The sequence below is a fragment of the Geothrix sp. PMB-07 genome, from assembly GCF_030758935.1.
In the GTDB taxonomy this organism is placed as follows: domain Bacteria; phylum Acidobacteriota; class Holophagae; order Holophagales; family Holophagaceae; genus Geothrix.
In genome coordinates this window covers 989,127-1,012,214 of the sequence record NZ_CP132333.1, presented here as the reverse complement: position 1 = coordinate 1,012,214, position 23,088 = coordinate 989,127, and the positions used below count along the sequence as shown (strand labels likewise).

Sequence of the window (23,088 nt, the reverse complement as noted above, 5' to 3'; positions counted from 1 at the left end):
TATGCGATCCTTGTGGTTCTGAGGGAAACCATGTTCAAGCCGAAAGCCGTGGTCTGTGCCTATTCCAGCGTGGGAACCGCAGCCCTGGAGGGGCTGTTGGAAGCGGGCGTGGAGGTGCTCGCCCTCTATACGTATCGGCCCACCCCAGATGAGGCATGGTTCACCCCACCGGCGGTGGTGGCAGAGGCCCACGGCATCCCCGTCCACCACCCGTCTGCGTTCAATGACAATTCGGTCTTCGATTCCATCCAGGGGCTCCGGCCCGATTTCCTCTTCAGCTTCTATTTCCGCGAAATGATCCAGGCGCGGTTCCTGGACATTCCCCGGCTCGGTGCCTACAACTTGCACGGAAGCCTGCTGCCCAAATACCGTGGCCGAGCCCCCATCAATTGGGTGCTGGTGAAGGGCGAGACGGAGACCGGCGTCACCCTCCATGCCATGACGCCCAAACCCGATGACGGTGCCATCGTGGCCCAGGCCCGCCTGCCCATCGCCTGGGATGAAACGGCCCTGAGCCTCACCCACAAAGCCGCCACCGCAGGACGGGACCTGGTCCGCCATGCCATCCCCGGCCTGGTGGATGGAACCATCCCGCGCCTTGATCAGAAAACCCTCGGCCCCTCCTCGTATTTCGGAGGCCGCAAGCCCTCGGATTCCAGGCTGGACCCCTCCATGCGCGTCGCGGAAGCGTTCAACCAGATCCGCGCCGTGGCTGATCCCTGGCCCAACGCCTTCCTCGAAGCGCCAGTGGGCACCGTCAAAGTGGCCTGGGCCCTGCCATGCGCCGAACCTTGCCCTCCCGGGCAGTTCCGCCTGACTCGTGATGGTGTGCTGATCGGCTTTGCCGATGGCGCCCTTCGACTCCACACGCTCAAAACCCACGAACATCGCGTGGAACGGCCCACCGAACAGGCACAGATCCTCCGGGAACTGGGTTGGCCCGAGGCCTAATACCGAGCTGCGTTCAATCCAAATAGAATAGGACTCTTCACCACCAAGGCACCAAGGCGCCAAGAACTGCATGAATAGCGGCTCTGGTTTTTCTTGGTGTCTTGGCGCCTTGGTGGTGTTCCTTGTCTTTTGAATTCAAATCCCTATGTGCCCTGGGTCGGCGATCAGAACCCGTGATCAGGATTTGGCCTTCGGTGCAGCTTTCGAGGCCTTGGTCGGCTTGATCGCCTTGGCCTTCGGCTGGGCCGGGGCCTCCACCACACCCGTCTCGGCGTGGGTCTTCTCCACGGTCTGGGCCGTTTTGACATCGATCTCCACCCGGCGGTTGCGGCTTTGGCCTTCCCGCGTGGCATTGTCCGCCAGCGGCTTGTCTGGGCCGAAACCCTCAGAGGACACCTTGTCCGCAGGAACACCTGCGGCGATCAGCACCCGGGCCACCGACTGGGCCCGGCGCAGGGACAGGGCCTTGTTGTGGGCCTTGCTGCCCAGGCTTGAGGTATGTCCCCCCACCACCAGGCTGTACTCGCCGGGGTAGGCCTTCACCTGCTGGGCGACCGCCTCGATGGCCTGGATGGCCTCCTGGCCCAGGGCATCGCCATTGTTCGGGAAGTGCAGGATGGCATCGCTCAGCACGATCTTGGCCGGAAGGACTGGGGCCACGGGAGCCGGCTCCGGAACTGGAGCTGGAACCGGTGCAGGAACAGGCGCTGGTGCGGGAACCGGAGCGGGTTCCGGCGTTGTCGCCACCACCGGGACCGGTGCGGTGGGAGGTGGGATGGGAGCCGGATCCGGGGCCGGTGGCGGAACGGGTGCCGTGGCCCGTGACCTTCCGCCCCAGCGGAACCCGATGCCCACCAGAGCCTCCAATTCCTGCCGCTGGGTGGAACTCTCCACCGTGACGGAGCGCACTTCCAGCGAGCCCATGCCCCGGGTGCCGAACCATACCTGGGTGCCCACGCCCAGCAGCAGGTTCAGGCGCGTGGTGGTGGTGCCGCTGAGGGACAGCGGATTCGCCAGGCGGGAGGCCCCTGCGCCCGCGCGGACAAAGGGAATCCACCGGCCCGTATCCAGGAAGGGACGAAAGAGCGCGGTCGCATCCAGGTGATCCTCATTGGCCTTCCAGAGGTGGCTGGTGGGCTCAATGCGGCTGTGGACGTAAGTGGCTTCCCAGCCCCAGCGGGGTTGCAGCCATTGGCCGAAACCAAGGCCGAGGCCCGTGGAGTCCTTCACGCAGGCGGAATTCTGCTGCGAAAGATAGGCCAGCTGAACCTGGGCCCAGGTGAACGGGTCGGACTCAGCCGAGAGGTTGGCAGAGAGGGCAACAAGGAGCATGGGAAGGGCAATGCGCATGGAAACTCCGGGAATCAGCATGGGGGGCGGTGGCTAGTTGCAGCTGGCGCTGTCGATGTAGGCAACGCCGCCGTGTCCGCCATTGGTGCAATCCGCAGCGGTCACCCGAACCCGCAGATGATGGCCCGCGCGGCCGGAACCCAGGTTCAGGTTCACCTTCTGCCAGGGGATGCCCCACCAGAGGCCAGTGCCCTTCACCCAGCCCACGTACTTGGTGTCGTTGGCATAGAAATACTTGTAGAAGAGGTTCTCGGGGTGTCCATTGACGATGGAGTCCAAGTCTTGGACCAGCACTTCTACATAGGGCTGTTGGCTGGCCGGATGGCCATTGTCTTCCAGCACCGCGGCCCAGTAGAAACCAAGCTTGGGCCGGGCGACCGTGGCGGGCACCGTGATGTCCTGGTAGAGGCGGCTGATGTGGGAGCCGCTGGCAGGATCATTGACACGGAAGGCGTAGCCGCCATCCAGCACCATGGGAAGGGAAGACACCCGGGCATCGTTGCCTGGTGTGACAATGGCACTGTCCGCGCTGCCCGCAGACCAGGTGCCGGTGACGGCATAGTTGCTGATCTCGCCCTGGGCATTCCAGCTGGGCGTGGCATTGGCCTGAAGGGCCGCGGGGGCATCCGTGGGATAGACGAGGCCGCTGTTGGAACTCTGCTGAAGAATCCACGGCGTGGTGTTTCCGCTCTCGAAACACATGTTGGGGAACCAGGGGCTCAGCCCGCTCTGCTTCAGTACGAACTTCTTGAAGCCCGAGTGGGAGAAGGTCGGATCGCACGGTGTGGAAGTGGTTTCCAGGGCGATGGTGGTTCCATAGGGATCCGCCAGGGCCGGGATGGTGAACGTGAAGGCGTTGCCCGTCAGCGGCACGGCCACCCGGGGAGCACTGCCGTTCTGGCTCCAGTAGATGTGGGTGGCGGTTTCATCGCCATTGGTGACGGTGCCGGAGACCGTGACATTCAGGTTGCTGCTGACCACCACATCCTGGGTGAGGTCGGGATTGGAAGCACCGGCAATATTCGAAATGTCGATGCTGGCAAAGGTGGCCGCAGGGAAGCTGGAGGCCGCCCCGGAGAAGACTCGGTCATAGTCCGCCAGGCGGTGAACACTGGTCTGGCCTTCAAAGGCATAGGTCGTCAGGGCGGGGCTGTACCCGGCGGCCCGATCGTAGGCCGTGAAGTCGCCAACACCTGAATTCAAGGTGGGGTCCCAGGTGATGGTGAGGGCGTTGCCGGGGTAGTTGGGATCCATGACATTGAACTTGTTGGTGGAGCTATTGAACCCATAGACCGCCGTTGCCAGGGCTGTGTTCACCGCCGGGTGCCCATCGGCCATGAGCAGGATCTGGGATTGTCCCGTCACCATCAGGCCGGTCAGAAGGGCCAGCTCCGTCTGCTTGGTCGTCAAGGTGTAGGCGCTCTGCTGCCAGAGGGCGTTCCAGCTGTCCATGGTGCCGTTGGCCAGGCGGCTGATGAGCGCCGCGGCATTGGCATCACTGATGGTGGGAAACTGGTTGTAGAGCCCGGTGCCGCCGTTGCCCGCCTTCATGAAGGGGAGGAACCACGAGGCGAAGGAACCCATGCCGAGGCTGGCGCCGCCGGGCAGATCGTAGACCGCCGGGTTGTTCTGGCGCCAGTCATCGACGCCGCTGGTGAAGCCCAGGGACTGGTTGGCAGGCGAGAGTCCAGGAATGCCCAGCACCGCGTAACGGCCGGGCAGCAGTGTCGTGAAGGTCACCTTGTGGTTGGTGGTGTCCACGGATTTCACGCCGGTGGACACCCACTTGCTGTAGCTGGGATCCCAGTAGAAGGCCATGGGCAGATCCGTGCTGGCCAGGTTCGGAGAGGCCAGGGTGGGATCGTAGGCAAGGGTGATCGTGATGGGCACCCGGAAGGGGTAGCCCAGGTTGGAAGCGATGTTGAAGGTGTGGGAGTAGTCGCGGGCACTCGCGACGATGGCGCCTGGAAGGGAGGCTTCCTTGTTGACGGTGAGGACGACATTCCCGCAGATGGCCTGGCCCTGGTCGGGCACCGTGATGGAGATCTGCCCGTTGAGCAGGCTGCCGCCGCCGGGTGTCAAGGGGCCGCCGCCGCCCTGTGGGATCGTCACGGTCCAGGTATCCGAGGGGACGGCCACCCACTGCACCGAAGTGGCCGACGTTGCGACGTAACCCTGGGGACTGGTCACGGTCAGGAGGTAGTTCCGGGTGGTGCCCGCAGCACTCACCACGCCCGTGGGCACGGAGGTTCCGGAGGTGATCGACAGGGGCGTGGCGATGCCATCCCCCGTGAGCACAGCCTTGCCATCAGCACTGCCCGTGAAGAGCACGGTGAGGCTGGATGACTGATCCACGGGAACAGTGGAAGGATTGGAGGAGAGGTTCGCCGTGGGATAGGCGAGCACCGTGATGCTGAGGACCTGGTTGACGCCACCCGCGCCATTGCTGCCGCGAATCGTGACACTCACAGCCCCGGCGGTGGCGGCGGTCGGCGTCCCCGAAATCACCCCCGTCGACGTGTTGAGGGTGAGCCCCGCAGGCAGGGTTCCCGCGGTCACGGCATAGGTGGAGGGCGTGCCCCCGGTCGGGTTCGGCTGGTTGTCGGTGATGGCCACCGTGGTGGTGTACGTGGTCGGCGTCGCGTAGTGCAAAGCCGTCGGCGCCGTGAGGTTCACGACAATGGTCACCGTGGAGGGCAAGCAGCCGCCCGAGTTGCAGTAGTTCACGGTGTAGGGGCCGTAGGTTCCGATGGGAGTCGTGCCCGCCTGGCTGATGGTGCCGTTGGCGTTCAACGTGAGGCCCGAAGGCAATGGCCCTCCAGCGGTGATGCTGGCGGAGGTAATGGGGCCACCCGTGTTGGCGGGGGTCAGCGTGTTGGTGGCACCAAGGGTTTCCGTGATGGAAAGGGGACTCACCGCCGGAGCAGGGTCCGTCACGGTGAGGGTGACCGACTGCACCGTGCAGCCACCGGCTCCGTTGCAGAGCTGGATGGTCAGGTTGTAGGTGCCGCGCTGGGTCGGGGTTCCCGTGATGCTGCCATTCGGGTTCAGGGTCATCCCGGGAGGCAGGCTTCCACTCAGCAGGGTGGCCGTGGTCACAGGTCCGCCGCTGGTGATGGAAGGCGGAACCGCCAGGGGGTTGCCCAGGGTTCCCGCCGCGTCCGCGTAGGCGGCCACGAGACCGCTGGCAGCGGCTGTGTTCACATCGATCTGAGCCGTCTGCGTGGTGCATCCGCCGCTGGCGTTGCAGAGCCGGATTTGGGCCGAGTAGCTTCCAGCCTGGGTGGGTGTTCCGATGATGCGGCCCCTGCTATCCAGAGTCATGCCGGGAGGCAGCGTTCCGCCGAGCTGAGCCGCCGAGACCACGGGACCGCCGCTGGTGACAGTCGGCTCCACCGCGAGCGGCGTCCCCACCTGGCCAGAGCTGGTGGGATAGGTGGCGGCCAAAGTGCTGGCGCTGGCGCTGATCGTGATCGTCACAGGCACCGTCTCCAGGGCGCCTGCGGCATTGGCGAGGGTGACAAGCAGGAGCGAGCTGCCGGCCGTCGTGGGCGTGCCCGCGATGTTTCCCTGCGAATCGAGGGTCATGCCTGCGGGAAGGGTTCCACTTTGCAAGGTCGCGGCCGTGATGGGCCCACCGATGGTCACTGTGGGCGGCACCGACAGGGGCGTGGCCACCAGGCCGTTGCCATCCAGATAGGAGGCCTTCAGGGGCGGAACCCCGTTGGCGTTCACCGTGATCACGGCCGTGCCAGTGGTCGTGCACCCGGCGCCGTTGCAAAGCTGCACCGTGAAGGGGAAGGCTCCTGTGGTGGTGGGGGTTCCAGAAAGGCTGCCATTCGCATTCAGGGTCATGCCGGTCGGCAGCGGTCCGCTGGCCAGGGTGGCCGCTGTGACGGGGCCGCCTGCGTTCTGAGGCGTCAGCGTCAGGGGCAGGTTCACGTTGGTGGTCACGCTCTGATAGGCCGCCTGGGGTGTTGGTGCAATCACTGTGTAAGTGGGCGTGGCGGTGGCGGTGCGGGTGCCATTGGTGGCCGTCACGGTGAACGTGGATACACCCGTGGTGGTGGGCTTGCCTGTGATGGTGCCATCGGCGTTCAGCGTCAACCCAGCCGGGAGCGCGCCACTGGTGAGGGCGTAGGTGGTGGACACACCTGGGGTATCGCTGGCCAGTGTGGGCAACTGAGTGGCGATGGTGGTGCCGACGACGAAGGTTTGGGGCGTCGTATAACCCAGGCTGAGGGAGGCTGCGGGCAGCACGGTGTAACTGGCGGAGGCCGAGGCGCTGCGAGCCCCCTGGGTGGCCCCGATGGTGAAGGCATAGACGCCAGGGGCAGTGGGCGTGCCGGTGATTTCACCCGTGCTGCTGCTCAGGCTCAGCCCGGTAGGCAGGCTCCCCCCTGTGATCGCGAAGGTTGAAGCGAGGCCGGGGACTGCGTTGACCAGGGTGCCCGCCTGGGTGGCGATGGCGGCGCCCGCAGTGAACGTCTTGGGCGTGACGTAGGACAACCCCAGGCTGCCCGCGGGCGTTACGGTGTATGACACCGAGGCCGACGCCGTGCGCGTTCCGTTGGTCGCCGTCACCGTAAGGGGATAGACACCCGGTGTGGTGGGCGTGCCCGTGATGATGCCATCAGCCCCGAGCGTCAGCCCGGCCGGAAGCCACCCATTGACCACGGCATAGGTGGTGGGGATTCCCGGCGTGGCCTGGGTGAGCACCGGGTTCTGGGCCGCGATGGGCTGAGCCGCAGGGAACACTTGGGGCGTGGCGTAGCTCAAGCCGAGGGCGGCCGAAGGCAGGACGGTGATCTGGATGGTCTGGGTGGCGCTGTTCGCACTGTTGGTGCCACGAAGGGTCACTGTGTACACGCCGGTGGCCGTGGGTGTGCCCGTGATCTGGCCGGTGGCTGGGTCCAGACTCAAGCCTGCCGGGAGGGTGCCGGAAGCGATGTCGTAGGTTTTCGGCGTGCCGCCGAAGGGATTGGGCGGATTGACCGCAATGGGCGTTCCCACCGTATAGGTGTTGGATGGCTGGTAGTTCAAGCCGAGGATGGCCACCGCATGATCACAATCGACACACCAGGTGGAGCTGGTGCAGGCGACAGGGCCCATCGCCAGGGCGGTCAGGGCCAGGGCGAGCGGCAGATAGATTTGAGGACGCATGAAATCTCCGGGGCACAGGCGAACAAGGGCCAAATCGGGTTGGCCCGGGCCACTCCTGAGTATTGGAGGTATCGACCAACTCTCCGTCCTGCATTTGCTTACACTTTCTTACAATCCATGGAAACCCAGGTGGATGATCCCTTTTTGGATAACGGTTCAAGGGGAGGGAATTCCACGATTTGATGCCGGTCGGTTCGCGCTGAACACGTTATGGATGACGGGTGGGGATCGTTGAAAAACGGCGCCCCACCTCAGACGACACATGGGTTTGATATCCTGATCGGGCACGAAGCGAGAACGGATCGGCGGATGCCCCGCGGTTTCGAGTGCTTGCTCGTCATCAGATTTTTCACCGGAAGGCCCGCATGACCGCTCCCACCCGTTCGACGGACGGACCCACCCCCCCACCTGTGCCAAACCCCATCCGGGTGGTGATCTGCGAAGACCAGCCGGTCATGCGTGATTACCTGCTCGAGGGCCTGGCCCATGTCGGCATCACGGCCGCTGGAGTGGCCGACGGCATGGCCTTGCGCAGCCACTTGGAAGCCCACCAGACCGACATCGTCATCCTGGATATCGGCCTGCCGGGTGAGGATGGCTACACCATTGCGTCACGCCTGCGGCAGGAGCGGCCCCACCTGGGCATCATCATGCTCACGGCGCGGGACCAGACCGATGACCGGGTGCAGGGTCTCGATGCCGGTGCCGATCTCTATTTCTCAAAGCCTGTAGACCTGCGGGAGCTGGCCTCCGCCATTGGCAGCCTTCATCGCCGACTGGCCGTGAGCAGGCCCAAGCCTTCGCCCGCCCGCTGGCGCCTGGACGGGCTGCGCTCCACCCTGGTCACGCCCACCGGCGTGGCCATTCCCCTCACGGACAATGAACTCCGCTTCCTGACCCCGTTGCTGGATCAGCCCGGCGAAGTGGTGGATCGCGAAGTGCTTTCAGAGGCCCTGGAACAGATTCACGACATCTATGCCATGCGCCGCATGGAGACGATGCTCAGCCGGTTGCGCACCAAGGTGCAAAAGGCCAGCCCCGATGAGCCGCTGCCAGTGCGCGCCCGACACGGCCGAGGTTATGCATTCCTCAGCGAAGCGGAAGGCGTGGCGGATCAGGCCTGATTCCGAACCCTACTGGGGAAGGATCAACTCCGTGCGGCGGTTCAAGGCACGGCCCTGCTCCGTGTCGTTGCTCGTGACGGGGTACTGGCTGCCGAAGCCCTGGATCTTCAGCCGTTCGGCGGGAACCCCCCGGCCGCTGAGATCGCCGGAGACTGCCCGGGCCCGGTCCAGCGACAGGGAGAGGTTGCGCTCCTGGGTGCCCGTGGAATCCGTGTGGCCGCACACGAAGATATCGAGGCCCTGGAAATGCGTTTTCAGGAGGCCCGCCTGGCGCTCCAACAGTGGCATGAAGCCGGGCTTCAGAGAGGCCTGGTTCAGATCAAACGTGACACCTGCGCCATAGTCGAAGACCAGGATCTTCGGGAGCCCGAGGGTCTTGGCCATGGTGGATTTCCCCGCGCCGAACACGAACAGGACCTCCGCCTGATCCTGGGAGAGAAAGCGGATGCGCTTCTCCACCACCACCTCGTTGCTCAGGGTGGCGCTCACCTGGAGGAGATCTTCGGCTGAGGCCACCGTCAACGCGTGGGGCGCTTCGCCAATGGGACGGCCCGCCAGGAACAGCGCGGCCTTCTCCGGCTCGGAAGTGACGCGCACCTGGATGGCCCCCTGGGGCACAGGCTTGGGCGAGGTGCAAGCCATGCCCAGCAGAACCGGCAGGCTCAGGACAAGAAGGCGACTCGTCATGCTCATGGCAGCTCCGGGAAATCCACTGCGGCCGCGACGGTGGTTTGGAGAGGTTTGCCCTGGGCATCCAGGGCTGGTTTGAAACGATAGCGCAGCGCCACGGCTTTGGCAGCCTCGGCGCACTCGATGGGAATGGAGGAGAGCACTTTGCACTGCCGGACCAGGCCATCCTCTCCCACCACCAGGGAGACATTCACCCGCAGTCCCGCACAGCCCGCAACCGTCGGCCCCGCGCCCACCGCCTCCTCCATCAATTGCGGGTAGACCACGGCACGCCGTTCCGGAACAGGGCCCGGTACCGGCGCCTCGGCGGCTTTCCGGACTGAACCAGAAACCTCGGCGCCGAGGGGCTTGGATGGAGACGAGATCGCAACCTGGGTGGGAACCGCGCGCTCCGGCTGGGCGGGTTCCACGGAAGGCCGGTGGAGCCGCCTCCAGGCAAGGCCGCCACCAGCCACCAGCACCAAGGCCACCGCCACCGCCACCGCCACCCACAAGGGCGCTTTGCGCCCCTTGGGCAGCACCGGCAATTCGGCGGTGGGCGCGAAGGAGCCGCGATCCAGCACAGGGCCTTCGGCCGTCGCCTCCAGGCCAGGGAGCGGCGTCCTGAGCGGAGGGCCGAAGCCTTCAAGCAGCCGCGCGGAAGCAGAGGTCTGAGCCGTCCCCACCAGGACGGCTGCCAGGGCCTTGCGCATGTCCTCCACACTGGCCCACCGCTCATTCCGGTCGCGGGCCAGCGCCTTCATGAGAATGGCGGACACCTCTGGTCCAAGGTCCGGTCGCCTCACCACCAGAGGCTCCGGGGCCTCGTTGAGCCGCAGCACCAGGGTCTGGAGCAGGTTGTCTGAGTGGAAGGGCAGGCGACCTGTGAGGGCCTTGTACAACGTGATGCCCAGAGAATATTGATCGGTCCGCGCGTCCACCGCCTCGCCCAGGGCCTGTTCCGGGGACACATAGGCCGGGGTCCCCATGAGAATGCCCGTCTGGGTCTTCATGGCATTCGCCTCGGATTTGGCGATGCCGAAATCCGCCAGGTAGGGACGGCCCTGCAGATCAAAGAGGATGTTCGCCGGCTTGATGTCGCGGTGGATGACGCCCTGGGCGTGGCTGAACGCCAGCGCCTCCAGCAGGGGCAAGGCCACCTGCGCCAGCATGGGCGCATCCAGCAACCGTCCCTTGTCCACCAGGTCGCCGAGGGTGGGGCCATCCACCAGGGCCATGGAATACCAGTGGATGCCATCGTTCCGGCCGAAGGCGTGGATCTTCACGATGCCGGGATGATCCAGCGAAGCGGCGATGCGCGCCTCCCGGGTGAAGCGCTCTGAGGCATGGTCATCGAGCAGCGTCTCCGAGAGCACCTTCATGGCTTCCCGGCGATCCAGGGACAGGTTCCGCACCTCGTAGACCCGCCCGGAACCGCCCTCGCCCAGCAGGGAAAGGAAGGCGTAGCGGCCATCCATCACCCCCGCCAATCGGGTCAAGCGTAGATCGGGCTGGGGTTTCGGGTTCATGCACACTTTCCGGAGGGATGATCCCATTCTATAACGGAGTGCCCCCCGCTCCGGATTCCCATGCCCGACTACCTCATCTGCGTCGCAGGCCTTCAGCCCTTCCGGCTGTCGAGGGACTCCGCCTGCTGCCGGATCGGGCGGACGCCGGACCAGGACCTCATCCTCGAGGACCCCGCCGTTTCGAGAAGCCACGCCCAGATTCTCTGGCGCGAGGACCGCCTCACCTTCGAGGATCTCGATTCCAGGCATGGCAGTTTCATCAACGGCAAGCGCGTCCACTCCGCCCAGACGGTCACCCCCCGGGATGCAATCCGCCTGGGCGGCATCGAGATTCGGATCGAGGAGGTTCCTGCCGAACCGCTTTCGGGGGAGGAAATCACCCAGTCCCTGCCGATTGGAGATCTGCAAGGCTGGCGCCAGGGGGATGAGGTCATTCCCATGGCGCAGGCGGCCCTGGATCTTTTCTACGAGTTCAGCCTCCTGCTTCTCCGGGAACCCACCACCACCAAGCTGCTGGAGGACATGCTCGAACGGCTGTTTCAGTTCCTCGGGGCCGGGCAAGGAGCCATCCTGCTGCCGGATGAAGTGGGGCAGCTGATTCCGCTGGCCTCCCACAGCCTGAGACCCGACGACACCTCGCCGCTGCGATGGGCGCCGAAAACCGTGAGGAGCGCCCTGGATCGGCGGGAGGCCATGCTGCTGCGGGAGTCCGAAGCCACGGCCTCGCCCGCCTCCAGGGTGGCCACCTCCAGTGCCATGGCCGTGCCCCTTGAGCACGCGGGCGAAGTGCTCGGCCTTTTCTATTTCGATGCAGGCCGCAGCCGCCCGCCTTTTACCGAGAATGAACTCCGCCTGGTGGCCTCCCTCGGCAACCTGGCCGCGGCGCGCGTGCTGCAACAGCGTCTCTCGGAAGAACTGCGCCGCAAAGACACGCTGGAGCAGGAGCTCAAGGCCGTGGAAGCGGCCACCCAGGCCAAGAGCGATTTCCTCGCGCACATGAGCCACGAGATGCGCACCCCCATGAACGCCATCCAGGGCTTCTTGCATCTGGCCCTGAAGGAAAGCCTGCCGCCCACGGCGGAGGATTACCTACGGCGAGTCGAGCAGTCAGGCCAGGCCTTGCTGGCCCTTCTCGACGACGTGCTGGACCTGTCGAAGATCGAAGCGGGCCGGGTGGATCTGGAGTGCATCCCCTTCCGCATCCCTGACGTGCTCCAACAGGTGGTGGATCTGTTCAGTCATACCGCCGCCGCGAAGGGCCTGACGCTCACGGCCCGTGGCGCCGAGGCGGCTGAGAAGGTGCTGCTGGGCGATCCCACCCGCCTGCGCCAGGTGCTGATCAACCTAGTAGGCAACGCCCTCAAGTTCACCGAGGAGGGCAAGGTCGGAATCGAGGTGGATCCATTGCCCGCACCGGCGGGGGAAGCGGCGTTTCGCTTCTCCGTCAGAGACACAGGCATCGGCCTCAGTGCCGATCAGGCCGCCCGCCTCTTCACCCCCTTCACCCAGGCCGAAGCCAGCACCACCCGCCATTTCGGCGGCACCGGCCTCGGCCTGGCCATTTCAAAACAGCTCGCGGAGCTCATGGGAGGGCGCATCTGGGTGGAGAGCGGCCCCGGTCTCGGCAGCCTTTTCCAATTCACCCTGACCTTCCCCGAGGCCGCAGACCAGATCCTGCCCACCTCTAGCGCTCCGGCTTCTCGGCGGGATCGCGCCCATTTGACGGGCCTGCGGGCACTCGTGGTGGAGGACAACCCCATCAGTCGCGAGCTGTCCGTGATCCTGCTTCGGGAGGCGGGACTGCAGGTGGAGGTGGCCAGCCACGGAGCTGAAGCGGTAACCCTCGCCCGGGCCACAGCCTTCGACGTGATCCTCATGGACCTGGAGATGCCCGGCATGGATGGCTTTGAGGCCACCCGGACCATCCGATCACGCGGAAGGAACCGCGGCACTCCCATCATCGCTGTCACCGCGCATGCCCTCGCGACCCATCAGGATCGGTGCCTGGCCTCCGGCATGGACGACTGCCTGACCAAGCCCATCGCCCCCGGGCTGCTCCTGGAGACCCTGGCCAAGTGGATCTCCCGGGGGCCCCTGCCCGCCGCCGAATACCCCGCCGCCGTGTCCGAAGGCGGGTCATCCGCTGGCGATGGCCTGGAAGTCATGGCGGAGGTGGTGGACCTGCCCCGCGCCCTGGACCGCATCGGGGGGCGGCGTGATCCGCTCCGCACCTTCCTCAAGGCCTTTGCGAAAGACTCGGCCAGCGCCAAAACCATCGGCGAAGCCGTGGCCCGAGGCGATCATGCCGCGGCCCTGAGCGAGGCCCACGCCCTCCGAGGAGCCGCAGCCACCCTGGACCTCATCCACATCCTGGAGGCCGCCAAGGAGCTGGAGGCCTGCCTCCGCCAGGAGCCCCTGGGCGATTGGGAGTCCTGCTGCGAGCGGCTTGACCAGGCTCTGGCGAACTTCAGGGAAGCCGCCGCGCGGATGCCCTGACAAGCCGCTTCCATCCCCTCCCTGTGTTGACTCCGGCTATCCTGGCCCGTCTTCCCACGAGGTCAGCCATGCGAAGCGTCATCACCGGGTCGGGCATCGGCCTGCCTCCGAATGTCGTCACCAACGAGGCCCTGGCCACGCTCATGGACACTTCGGATGAATGGATTCGGGTGCGCAGCGGCATCCAGGAGCGGCGCTATGCGGAGCCGGGCCAGGGCTCCACGGATCTCGGCGCCATCGCCTCACGCCTGGCCATCGCCGACGCTGGACTGAACCCCGCTGATATCGATGTCGTCCTCTTCGCCACCATGACGCCCGACCATGTCCTGCCGGGCAACGGCCCCCTCCTGCAGGTGGCCTTGGGCCTCCGCGACATTCCCACCTTCGACCTCCGCCAGCAATGCAGCGGCTTCCTCTATGGCCTGGAACTGGCGGATCTGCTCATCCAGAGCGGCCGCTACCGGCGGGTGCTGCTGGTGGGCGCCGAGGTGCATTCCCCGTTCATGCCCTGGCACCTGGGCTGGGACACCCTCATCGGCAGAGAAACCCGTACCATCACCGAGGCGGAACGGGCCGAGAATACCCTTTCCCGCGACCGGACGGTGCTCTTCGGCGACGCTGCCGGGGCCGTGGTGATCGAAGGCCGAGAGGGTGCCTCTGGACTCGGCCCCATCCGGCTTCATACCGATGGCAGCGGGGCCGGCGTGCTGACCATGCACGGCGCCAGCTTCAAGCGGCGCCCCTTCGTCAGCCACGCGCAAATCGAGGCTGGCGACACCCTGCCGGTGATGTCTGGCAAGGAGGTGTTCCGGTCGGCGGTGACCCTCATGCCCCAGGCCGTGCGGGAAGTCTGCGAGATCGCTGGCGTGGCCGTGGAGGCCCTGGATCTGGTGCTCATCCACCAGGCCAACCTGCGCATCATCGAGGGCGTCCAGAAAGCCCTGGGCCTGCGAGCCGAGCAGGTGCCCCACAACATCGAGCGCTACGGCAACACCACCGCCGCCACCCTGCCCCTGCTGTTCCACGAGTGCCGCGCCCAGGGCCTCATCCGACCGGGCATGAACCTGGCATTCACGGCGCTGGGCTCGGGCCTGCACTGGGGCGCAGCTTTCTATCGCACCTGATTGCCGATCCCCCGCGACCTTGGCTAGAATCCTGGCACCCTCCGGAGTTCCCATGCGCATCGCCTCTCTGGCCTTGGCCCTGGCCATGGCTTTTGTCATCCCCGCTGCAACGCTTTCGGCAGCCGGCTCCAAATCGCACAAGCACGCCTCGGGGCCGGTCAAATCCGCCAAGGAAGCCAAGGCCATCGCCGAGCAGGACACCGGGGGCAAGGCCACCTCCGCCCGCCGCGTCCCGTTGAACGGAGCTTCGGGAGGCTGGGAAGTGGACGTGCGCATGCCCCACGAAAGCCAGGGCTGGCGATGCGTGGTGGATGCAGACACCCACATGGTTCACACCAAGACCCGCATCGATCAACCGGGCGCCAAGGGCAAGTCGGAGGGCCCGGTGAGGATCGTCAAGGGATCCCGCTGAGGGCGGCTGCCCGGCGCCCGGCGTCGATTCGCCGGTTTTTCCCACGGAACCCCCTGTCTGGCTTGCCACCGGGCCTAGAATCGTACCCGTGGCCGATGCCACAAGGAGAACGACACATGGGTCTGATGGACTGGGGCAAAGCCCAATTCCTCGACATCCTCGAGTGGCTGGATGACTCCAACGACACGCTGGCCTGGCGCTTCCCCATGCGGGGCCAGGAAATCCAGAACGGCGGCCAGCTCGTCGTGCGGGAAAGCCAGGAGGCGGTCTTCGTCAACGAAGGCCAGATGGCGGACGTGTTCAAGCCCGGCACCCACCGGCTGACCACCCAGAACCTGCCCATCCTCGCCACGCTGAAGGGCTGGAAGTATGGCTTCGAGAGCCCCTTCAAGAGCGATGTCTACTTCATCTCCACCAAGCTCTACAACGACCTCAAGTGGGGCACCTCGAACCCCATCATGATGCGCGACGCCGACTTCGGCATGCTGCGCATCCGGGCCTTCGGCATCTACTCCATCAAAGTGGTCGACAGCGCCACCTTCCTCCGCCAGCTGGTGGGCACCAACGGTGTCTACACCGTGCCCGACATCTCCGAGCAGCTGCGCAAGACCATCATGAGCCGCTTCACGGATGTGCTGGGCGAAGCCAAGGTACCCGCCTTGGATCTGGCCTCCAAGTACGACGAGCTGTCGGACCTGGTGAAGCAGAAGCTGGCCGAAGAGTTCAAGACCATGGGTCTCGAACTCTCCAAGTTCTTCGTGGAGAACATCAGCCTGCCCGAAGAAGTGGAAGCCATGATGGACAAGCGCACCAGCGTGGGCATGATGGCCCCGGTCATGGGCGCCTACACGCAGATGCAGGTGGCCGACAGTGTGCCCTTGGCCGCCCAGAACCAGGGCGGCATCGCCGGCATGGGCATGGGCATGGGTGTGGGTTTCGGCATGGGCAACATGATGGGCCAGCAGATGGCCGGTGCTCAGCAGCAGATGGCCCAGCAACCCTTCCCGGCCGGGTCCGCCTCTGCCGCTGCCGCCCCCGCCAAGTCACTCAAGGAGGAACTGGTCGAGCTGAAGGATCTCTTCGACAGCCAGCTCATCAACCAGGCCGAGTACGACGCCCAGCGCGGCGCCATCATGAAGAAGCACGGCATGGGCAACTGATCTGCTCTCCGATACAGGAAACAGGAAAGGGCGGCCTCGGCCGCCCTTTCCTTTAGATGATTCCGGGGCCCCCCTCGTTTTACCCCTGGCCGTCGCAGTGATGATGGTCGTGCCCTTCCGCCTCGTGCTCATGCACGAAGCGGTGCTGGTGCCGCTCTGCCATGGCCCGGGTCTCGAAGTGCAGGGTGAGGTGGCGGACGCCGAAATGGTCAGCCAGCAGGTGCTCGATGCGGTGCTGATGGGCCTCGGTGTCCTCCAGGCGCTCGGCCTCCACGATGATGTGGGCGGAACACACCGTGAGATGGCTGCAAAGGCGCCAGGAGCGGAGATCCTCCACGCCGTGGATCCCTGGCAGCTGCAGCAGCGCAGCCTTGGCCTCCTCCTGGTCGAAGGCGGCCCGATGCATGAGGATGTTCACCGCGTCCTTCAGCAGCAGGTAGGCCCCACGGAGGATCACCGCCGCGATGCCCGCGGCCAGCAGGGGATCCACCCAACGCCAGCCGGTGAAACGGATGATCACCATGCCCAGCACCACGGCCACATTGGCGAGGCTGTCGCCCAAGGCGTGGAGGTAGGCGCTGCGCAGGTTGAGGTCGCGCTCCTCCCCCGTGCCCTCCGCCGGCACCAGCACAAAGGTGGCCGCGAGGTTCAACAGCAGGCCCAGGATGGAAAACCCGATGGCCCAACCCAGCAGGATGGGGCGGGGATGGCGCACGCGGTTCCAGGCCTCGAACAACACGGCACCCGCCAGGGCCACCAGCAGGAAGGCCCCCAGGAGGGTGTTGAAGATCTCGATGCGGTGCCAGCCGTAGGTCCAGCGGTCGCAGGGTTCGCGGCGATTGGCCAGGCGGATGCTGCCCAGGGCCAGCAGGTTCACCGCCGCGTCGTTCAGGTTCTCCAGGCTGTCAGAGACCAGCCCCAGCGAACCCGTCCACAGGCCTCCCAGGCCCTGAACCAGGAAGTTCAGCCCGAAGATCAGCGAACTGAGCGCCAAGCGCCCGGTGGTGGTGCGACCGTGAGAATGACTCATCATTCGCCTTTGTACTGCGGTTTGCGCTTTTCGCGAAACGCTGCCAAGCCTTCCAACCGATCCCTGGTGGGAAGGATTTCGGCATAGCAGGCTTCCTCCAGCGCCAGACCAGAGGTCAGGTCCAAGCCCATGCCTTCTTGGATGGCGCGCTTGGCCATCCGCAGCGCGATGGGGCCGTTGGGCAGGATCTCCCGCGCCAGGGCCAAGGTCGATTCCAGCGCCCGCCCTGGAAGCACCACACGGTCCACCAGCCCCAGGCGACCCGCCTCCTCCGCCCCCAGGCGGCGGGCGGTGAAGATCAGTTCCTTGGCTCGTGACGCCCCGATGAGGCGCGGGAGGCGCTGAGTCCCCCCCGCGCCGGGAATAATCGCCAGGGATGTCTCCACCAAGCCCATCCGGGCCTCGCTCCCAGCCACTCGCAGATCCGCAGCCAAAGCCAGTTCCAAGCCGCCACCGAAGGCGGCGCCCTCCAAGGCCACCAGCACGGGCATGGGCAGCTGTTCCAGCTCCGTGAAGGCGGCACGGAGCCGTTTCACGAAGGCAGCTGCTTCTTCCTGGGACATGCCCTCCCGTTCCTTCAGGTCAGCCCCGGCGCAGAAAACACCGGGCACCAGGCTATGGACGATGACGATTCGCACGGAGCGATCCGCGGTCAAAGCCTGCATGACCTCGGCGAATTCCGCGAGAAGCTGGCGCCCCAGGGCGTTCTTGGCAGCGGGCCGATCCAGGCCCAGCAGGACGATTCCAGCGTCCGCCCCCTCCAGTCGTTCCAGGCGGATGTCCATCAGCCCAGCTCGACGATGGGATCCCCCTCGTTGAGGAATTGCTCGGCCGTCACGAACACCTTCTTGACCGTGCCTTCTTCGGGGCTTGCCACCGGGATCTGCATCTTCATGGATTCGAGGATGACCAGATCCTGGTCCTCACCCACGGCGTCGCCTTCGGCCACGCAGACTTCCAGAACCTTCCCAGCCATTTCGGCCCGCACCACCACCATCAGCCGCTCCTTGTTGAGGAATGTTGGCCTCAGTGTATCCAGCCAACACCCGCGTCAAGCAACTCGGCTTCTGGCGCGGGTTCGCCCCGAGCCGGAAGCGTTCCCCCCGGTGGCATCAATCATCCCGGTCGGAATCGCCGATCACCACCAAGTCGTCGTCCTCGTAGGCGAAGTCGCCCTCCTCCAGGAGGATCTCGCGGATTTTGCCGCCTTCGGGAGCGTTGATGTAGAACGAGGTGCGGGAGGAATCCGTGCCCTCAAGGATCATCAGGGGCTCGTCTTCTTCCACTTCCTGGCCGGGACGGACGAGAACGTCCACCACGTAACCCGGCCATTCCGCCCGCACAATCATGCTGCCTCCCCTCAGTCCACCCGAGACCTTGGCGGGGAGAGTATGGCGCCACGAGGTCCTGCGCAAGCCCCGGAAGCAGTTCTTTTCGTCACATCTCGTCTCTGGGATACTGGAAGGCTTGGAGGATGGAATGGCGGTCGCTTGTGGCATCGTGGGCTTGCCCAACGTGGGGAAATCCACCCTTTTCAACGCCCTCACCCGTGCGGGCGCGGCTTCGGCCAACTATCCCTTCTGCACCATCGAGCCCAACACGGGCGTGGTGGATGTTCCGGATCCCCGGCTCCAGTTCCTGGCGGACATCGTCAAGCCCCAGCGGGTGCTGCCCGCGGCCCAGGAATTCGTAGACATTGCCGGTCTGGTGCGCGGCGCCAGCAAAGGCGAGGGCCTGGGCAACGCCTTCCTGGGCCACATCCGCGAAACGGATGCCATCGTGCAGGTGGTGCGCTGCTTCGAGGACACCAACGTCACCCACGTGGAGGGCGGCGTGAACCCTGAGCGCGACCTGAGCATCATCGAGACGGAACTGGTCATCAAGGATCTCGACGCCATCGAAAAGGGCCTGGAGCGCCACCGCAAGGTCGCCAAGACGGGCAACAAGGAATCCATCGCCATGGTGGCGGTGCTGGAGCGCCTCTTCGCCGTGCTGAACGAGGGCAAGTGGGCCCGCACCGCCGGCCTGTCCAACGAGGACAAGGCCCTGGTGAAGTCCTACGGCCTGCTCACCCTGAAGCCCACCCTCTTCGTGGGCAACATCGGCGAGGAGGACATCCGCAACCCCGAAGGCAATCCCCACTACGTGAAGCTCCAGGCCCTCGCTGCCGAGCGCGACGCCCCCTGCATCCCCATCTGCTCCAAACTCGAGGCTGAGATCCAGGATCTGCCCGAGGAGGACCGCCCGCTCTTCCTGGAGGAGGCAGGCCTCGCCGAACCGGGACTGAACGTCCTCATCCACGCCAGCTACGACCTGCTGGGCCTTCAGACCTACTTCACCGCAGGGGTGAAGGAAGTCCGCGCCTGGACCATCCACAAGGGCGACACGGCCCCCCAGGCCGCCGGCGTCATCCACACGGACTTCGAGAAGGGCTTCATCCGCGCCCAGGTCATCGCCTATGACGACTTCATCGCCTGCAAGGGCGAGCAGGGTGCCAAGGATGCCGGGAAGATGCGCACCGAAGGCAAGGAATACGTGGTCAAGGATGGCGACCTCATGAACTTCCTGTTCAATGTCTAAGATTCATTCCTGATGCGCCACCTCCCGATGCCATGGTCACAGGCGGGGCGATGAACCAGGTGAAAGCCAGTGGAGGGTCTGGGCGTGCCACGCCAGTGGAGGACCCTGCCCTCATCCGCCAAGCCATGCAGGATCTCCGGGCCCAGGAGGTGGAATTCCCCATCAAGGTGGAGGGCACCCACACCCTGCCCTACACGGCCCGGGTGCTGCGCGTGGACGAGACCAAGGGCCTGATCCACCTCAAGCTCATTCGGCCTCTGCCCCACGAACTGCCCGCGGGGGCGGCCTTTGAGATGCTCTTCTCCCTCATGGAGCAACGCTTCGAGGCCCCCACGGTGTTCCAGGGCCGAGAAGACTACCTGCTCTACCGCTTCAGCATCCCTGTCCGCCTCCAGCCCTCGGACCGCCGGGTGGCCAAGCGCTACCCTTTCCGCCCCCGGGAGAAGGCCTATGTCATCGCCCAGGATGGTGGCGTCCCGGGGCATGGCCTCTCGGGCCCCCTGGTCAACCTGTCCGTGGGAGGCCTGTCCTTCCGCGTGGACCGGGTGATGCGGCTGGATGATCACATGCGCATCACGCCGGGCCTGGGCTTTTTCGAGCGCGGCAAGGCGCTGCCCATGCTCAAGATCCGCGACCTGCCCAACCTGCCCCTGTTCGAGGCCCGCGGCACCCTGGCCAACGCCTGTGAGCGCGATGGGGAATTCATCATCGGCGTGCAATTCGGCGAGCTCAGGGAGTCTGAACTCAAAGAGATCCTGGATGTCCTGACCATCCGGGAGAACATGCAGCGGGCGGCCTCCGTGTCCACCGGCGAGGCTCGGCGCGACGCCAGTCCGAGAAGCGCTCGGGAAAACAAAGGGCCAGCCGCCAGAGTCTCCCCCGCTGGAACCCAGACACCAGACGCCCTCCATCGCCTGGGACGCCGCTGTACGCGCATCATCCTGGCCATGGAGCCCGGGCAGGCCCGGGAGCAGGTCCAGCAGGCCTTCCACTCGGCGGGATTCCTCAGGCTGGAAGCCGTCGATACGCTGGAACGCGCCCTGGCTGAAGTCCGCGCCGAACGAAGCGCCGCCTGCCCCCTCCTCGTGCTGGAATCGGGTCCCGCAGAGGCCCGCGCCATCACGGCCATCCAGTCCCTCCAGAAGGATCTGGGAGAGACGCGGGAACTGACCGTGGCGTTGCTGATGCGGGAAGAACACTTGCCGCCCAGCGAGGATCCGCTCATCCGTCCGGTGCCCTGGCCCGAGGCCGTCAGCACCTCCTGGCAGCCCATCCTGGACGAGCTGGCCGGGCTGGAACACGAGCACTAAAGCGGCGCCAGGCGCACCAGGTTGCCGCTGGCATCCACCCGGAGGAAGCCGTCCTCGATGCGGTTGCCGCCGCGAAGGATGGGATCCGCCGCCTCTTTGGCCAGCAGGATGCCGCCCCGGGCGTTGCGGTGCACCACGCACTCTTCCAGGGTCACCTGCGAATCCTCCAACAACAGCAGGCCCGTGTCCCGCCCTTCCTTGAGGGTGCAGCGGACCAACAACAGGCTTCCGCCCGGTTCCACCTGCACACCTGCGCCACCGTTGCCCGATACTTCGCAGGCATCCAGCACGCCCTGGCCGCCCTCGGCGCAATCCACGCCCAGCGACTTGCCCTCGGAGAAGGAACAGCTGCGGGCTTGCACGGTGGCCCCGTGGTGAATCAGCAGCCCGGTCCCCCCATTGCCCTGCACCAGGCAGCCCTCCAGAGTGGCCAGCCCACGGTCCATGATTGACACACCGAAACCAGCATTGCCATTGATCCGGCACTGTTTCAGAAAGACGTTGGCACCCGCCAGCACATGCACGCCGGAACAGACGTGGTGGTCGATGTCGCAGGATTCCAGCACCGCCTGGCTGTGCTCCAGGGCCACGAGGCCCGCGAAGCGGCTCTCCATGAGGCGGCAGTGGTTGAGTTGCACTCGCCCATCGCCCTCCACCTCCACCGAGCCCGATCCCGCCGAGATGGAGCACCCATCCAGGTTGGCATGACCGCGGCTGCGGATCTTCAGCCCCAGGCCCTCACCCGGTCCCACCGCCACGCCCTGCATGGATACCTGAGCGCCCTGCTCCACCGTGATGCCCACGCCGGGGAACACGAGCACGTGCCCACCCTCAACCCGGGCCTGGGTTCCCACGCCGATGCGCAGACCGGCGGCCCCCTCAGCCAGGAACGTGCAGTCGCGAAAAAGCGGCGACGAGCCCGCGCCCTCCAGTTCGGCACAGCAGCTTCGGGCGCGCATCAGGCAGCCCTCGATCAGCGGCGAGCCGCTTTGGATCCGCAGCGCCGACGCCGTGCCCGTGGAGGTCAGGGTAAGGCCCCGCAGGATCGCCGCAGGCGTTTGAATGATCAGGGCCGAGGCGGCAGCGCCTTCGATCACCACTTCCCCGGGCTCACCCAGAGCCAGGATGGTCACGTCCTTGTCCACCACCACCGATTCCCGGTAGATGCCCGGAAGCAGGATGATCTCGGTGCCATTCCGGGCCTGACGCATCGCCACCTTGAGGCTCAGGCACTGCCCCTGGCCGCCTTTGCCCACGCGGATGCGCTGCCCTGTGGCCTCGCGCTCCGCCGGGGCTGGAACGACCAGGGGCAGGGAAGGCACTGGCTCGGCCGGTTCGGCCAGGGCATCGCGGATGGCCGTTCCCAGCGCTTCCGCATCGGGGTAGCGGTCCTCGGGTCGCTTGGCCAGGGCCCGCTCCACCACGGCCTGGAGCCGCCGCGGGACATCCCGCAGATCATCGGCCACCAAGGGCGCGTGGGGATGCAGCAGAATGCGGTTCAGCACCGCAGACGTGCTATCCCCCTGAAAGGGCTTGCGCCCACCGGTGAGGATCTCGTAGAGGATCACCCCCAGGGCGAACATGTCGGAGCTGGCATTGGCCTGGCCGGAATCCAGGTATTCTGGAGCCATGTAGCTCACGGTGCCCATCCAGGTACCGGCCTGGGTCAGGCCCGAAGGGCCCAGCTGAGCCACGCCGAAATCCATGAGCTTGGCCCGCACGCGCTTGCCCTGCCGGGTCACCAGGATGTTGGCGGGCTTGATGTCCCGGTGGATCACGCCGTGCTCGTGGGCGTAAGACAAGCCCTCACACACCTGGGCCAGCACTTCCAGCAACTCCGCCTTGGGCGCCTTGCGGGCGCGGATGATGGCCTCCAGCTCCTCGCCCTGGATGTACTCCATGGCCAGGTAGTGGGTGCCCTCGTCCTCGCCGAACTCGAACACGGTGACGATGTGGGGGTGGTTCAGAAGAGCCGCGGCCCGGGCCTCTCGCTCGAAGCGCGCGTTGGCCTCTTCGCCGAAGGCCGACCCCGTGCTGACCACCTTCAGGGCCACCTCGCGGCCCAGTTTGGGATCCCGGCCCAGGTAGACTTCGCCCATGGCGCCCTTGCCCAGAAGGCGCACCACCTCGAATTTCCCGAGCCTCTCCCGCATGGACCCTCTATCGGCAGATCCCCGTCCAGCATTCAGA

At 65.8% G+C, this 23,088-nt stretch carries 17 protein-coding genes; 8 read left to right on the top strand and 9 right to left on the bottom strand.

Features of this window, described 5'->3' with window-relative positions; genetic code table 11:
- Positions 1-30 precede the first annotated feature (30 nt).
- Complete coding sequence (locus Q9293_RS04380; protein ID WP_306250423.1) at positions 31-951, top strand: formyltransferase family protein; 921 nt, start codon at positions 31-33, stop codon at positions 949-951.
- 177 nt (positions 952-1,128) lie between these two features.
- Here the strand turns inward: Q9293_RS04380 and Q9293_RS04375 are convergent, their stop codons facing one another.
- Positions 1,129-2,301, bottom strand: a complete 1,173-nt coding sequence (locus tag Q9293_RS04375) for an OmpA family protein (RefSeq protein ID WP_306250421.1) — start codon at positions 2,299-2,301, stop codon at positions 1,129-1,131.
- Between the two features lie 33 nt (positions 2,302-2,334).
- Positions 2,335-7,464: a putative Ig domain-containing protein gene (locus Q9293_RS04370; RefSeq protein ID WP_306250419.1), complete on the bottom strand. Its 5,130-nt coding sequence runs from the start codon at positions 7,462-7,464 to the stop codon at positions 2,335-2,337.
- Between the two features lie 365 nt (positions 7,465-7,829).
- Between Q9293_RS04370 and Q9293_RS04365 the strand changes: the two genes are divergently transcribed.
- Positions 7,830-8,588, top strand: coding sequence for a response regulator transcription factor (locus Q9293_RS04365; RefSeq protein WP_306250416.1), 759 nt, complete (start codon positions 7,830-7,832; stop codon positions 8,586-8,588).
- 9 nt (positions 8,589-8,597) lie between these two features.
- On the opposite strand, the gene Q9293_RS04360 is transcribed toward Q9293_RS04365, so the two are convergent.
- Complete coding sequence (locus Q9293_RS04360) at positions 8,598-9,281, bottom strand: OmpA family protein (protein WP_306250414.1); 684 nt, start codon at positions 9,279-9,281, stop codon at positions 8,598-8,600.
- Positions 9,278-10,786 carry a protein kinase gene (locus Q9293_RS04355; RefSeq protein ID WP_306250412.1) on the bottom strand — a complete coding sequence of 503 codons (1,509 nt, stop codon included), beginning with the start codon at positions 10,784-10,786 and terminating at the stop codon, positions 9,278-9,280. Before Q9293_RS04355 ends, Q9293_RS04360 begins: the two co-directional genes overlap by 4 nt.
- Positions 10,787-10,846: 60 nt before the next feature.
- Here Q9293_RS04355 and Q9293_RS04350 point away from each other — a divergent pair, with 60 nt between their 5' ends.
- The 4 genes from Q9293_RS04350 (at position 10,847) to Q9293_RS04335 (ending at position 15,978) form a co-directional block, all read left to right on the top strand.
- On the top strand, positions 10,847-13,282 hold the full coding sequence (locus Q9293_RS04350; protein WP_306250410.1) for an ATP-binding protein: 2,436 nt from the start codon (positions 10,847-10,849) through the stop codon (positions 13,280-13,282).
- Positions 13,283-13,350: 68 nt separating this feature from the next.
- On the top strand, positions 13,351-14,406 hold the full coding sequence (locus tag Q9293_RS04345; RefSeq protein ID WP_306250408.1) for a 3-oxoacyl-ACP synthase III family protein: 1,056 nt from the start codon (positions 13,351-13,353) through the stop codon (positions 14,404-14,406).
- A gap of 52 nt (positions 14,407-14,458) precedes the next feature.
- Positions 14,459-14,818, top strand: a complete 360-nt coding sequence (locus tag Q9293_RS04340) for a PepSY domain-containing protein (protein WP_306250405.1) — start codon at positions 14,459-14,461, stop codon at positions 14,816-14,818.
- A gap of 116 nt (positions 14,819-14,934) precedes the next feature.
- On the top strand, positions 14,935-15,978 hold the full coding sequence (locus tag Q9293_RS04335; protein ID WP_306250403.1) for an SPFH domain-containing protein: 1,044 nt from the start codon (positions 14,935-14,937) through the stop codon (positions 15,976-15,978).
- A 79-nt stretch (positions 15,979-16,057) separates the two neighbouring features.
- Here Q9293_RS04335 and Q9293_RS04330 read toward each other — a convergent pair whose 3' ends face one another.
- The 4 genes from Q9293_RS04330 to Q9293_RS04315 all read right to left on the bottom strand — a co-directional run bounded on the left by Q9293_RS04330 (position 16,058) and on the right by Q9293_RS04315 (position 18,357).
- Entirely contained in the window at positions 16,058-17,011 is a 954-nt protein-coding gene (locus Q9293_RS04330; RefSeq protein ID WP_306250401.1) for a cation diffusion facilitator family transporter, read from the bottom strand.
- Positions 17,008-17,793, bottom strand: coding sequence for an enoyl-CoA hydratase-related protein (locus Q9293_RS04325; protein WP_306250400.1), 786 nt, complete (start codon positions 17,791-17,793; stop codon positions 17,008-17,010). The genes Q9293_RS04330 and Q9293_RS04325 overlap by 4 nt, the downstream gene beginning before the upstream one ends.
- The gene (locus Q9293_RS04320; RefSeq protein WP_372342193.1) at positions 17,793-18,008 is read right to left on the bottom strand and encodes an acetyl-CoA carboxylase biotin carboxyl carrier protein subunit; all 216 of its coding nucleotides are present in this window, start codon (positions 18,006-18,008) and stop codon (positions 17,793-17,795) included. Before Q9293_RS04320 ends, Q9293_RS04325 begins: the two co-directional genes overlap by 1 nt.
- A 112-nt stretch (positions 18,009-18,120) precedes the next feature.
- Complete coding sequence (locus tag Q9293_RS04315) at positions 18,121-18,357, bottom strand: acetyl-CoA carboxylase biotin carboxyl carrier protein subunit (RefSeq protein WP_306250395.1); 237 nt, start codon at positions 18,355-18,357, stop codon at positions 18,121-18,123.
- A gap of 130 nt (positions 18,358-18,487) precedes the next feature.
- On the opposite strand from Q9293_RS04315, the gene ychF reads away from it, so the two are divergent.
- Together ychF and Q9293_RS04305 are read left to right on the top strand one after the other, a co-directional pair.
- Complete coding sequence (gene ychF, locus Q9293_RS04310; protein ID WP_306250393.1) at positions 18,488-19,588, top strand: redox-regulated ATPase YchF; 1,101 nt, start codon at positions 18,488-18,490, stop codon at positions 19,586-19,588.
- Between the two features lie 50 nt (positions 19,589-19,638).
- Positions 19,639-20,898, top strand: coding sequence for a PilZ domain-containing protein (locus Q9293_RS04305; RefSeq protein WP_306250391.1), 1,260 nt, complete (start codon positions 19,639-19,641; stop codon positions 20,896-20,898).
- Here the strand turns inward: Q9293_RS04305 and Q9293_RS04300 are convergent.
- On the bottom strand, positions 20,895-23,051 hold the full coding sequence (locus Q9293_RS04300) for a right-handed parallel beta-helix repeat-containing protein (RefSeq protein ID WP_306250389.1): 2,157 nt from the start codon (positions 23,049-23,051) through the stop codon (positions 20,895-20,897). The genes Q9293_RS04305 and Q9293_RS04300 overlap by 4 nt on opposite strands.
- Positions 23,052-23,088 lie beyond the last annotated feature (37 nt).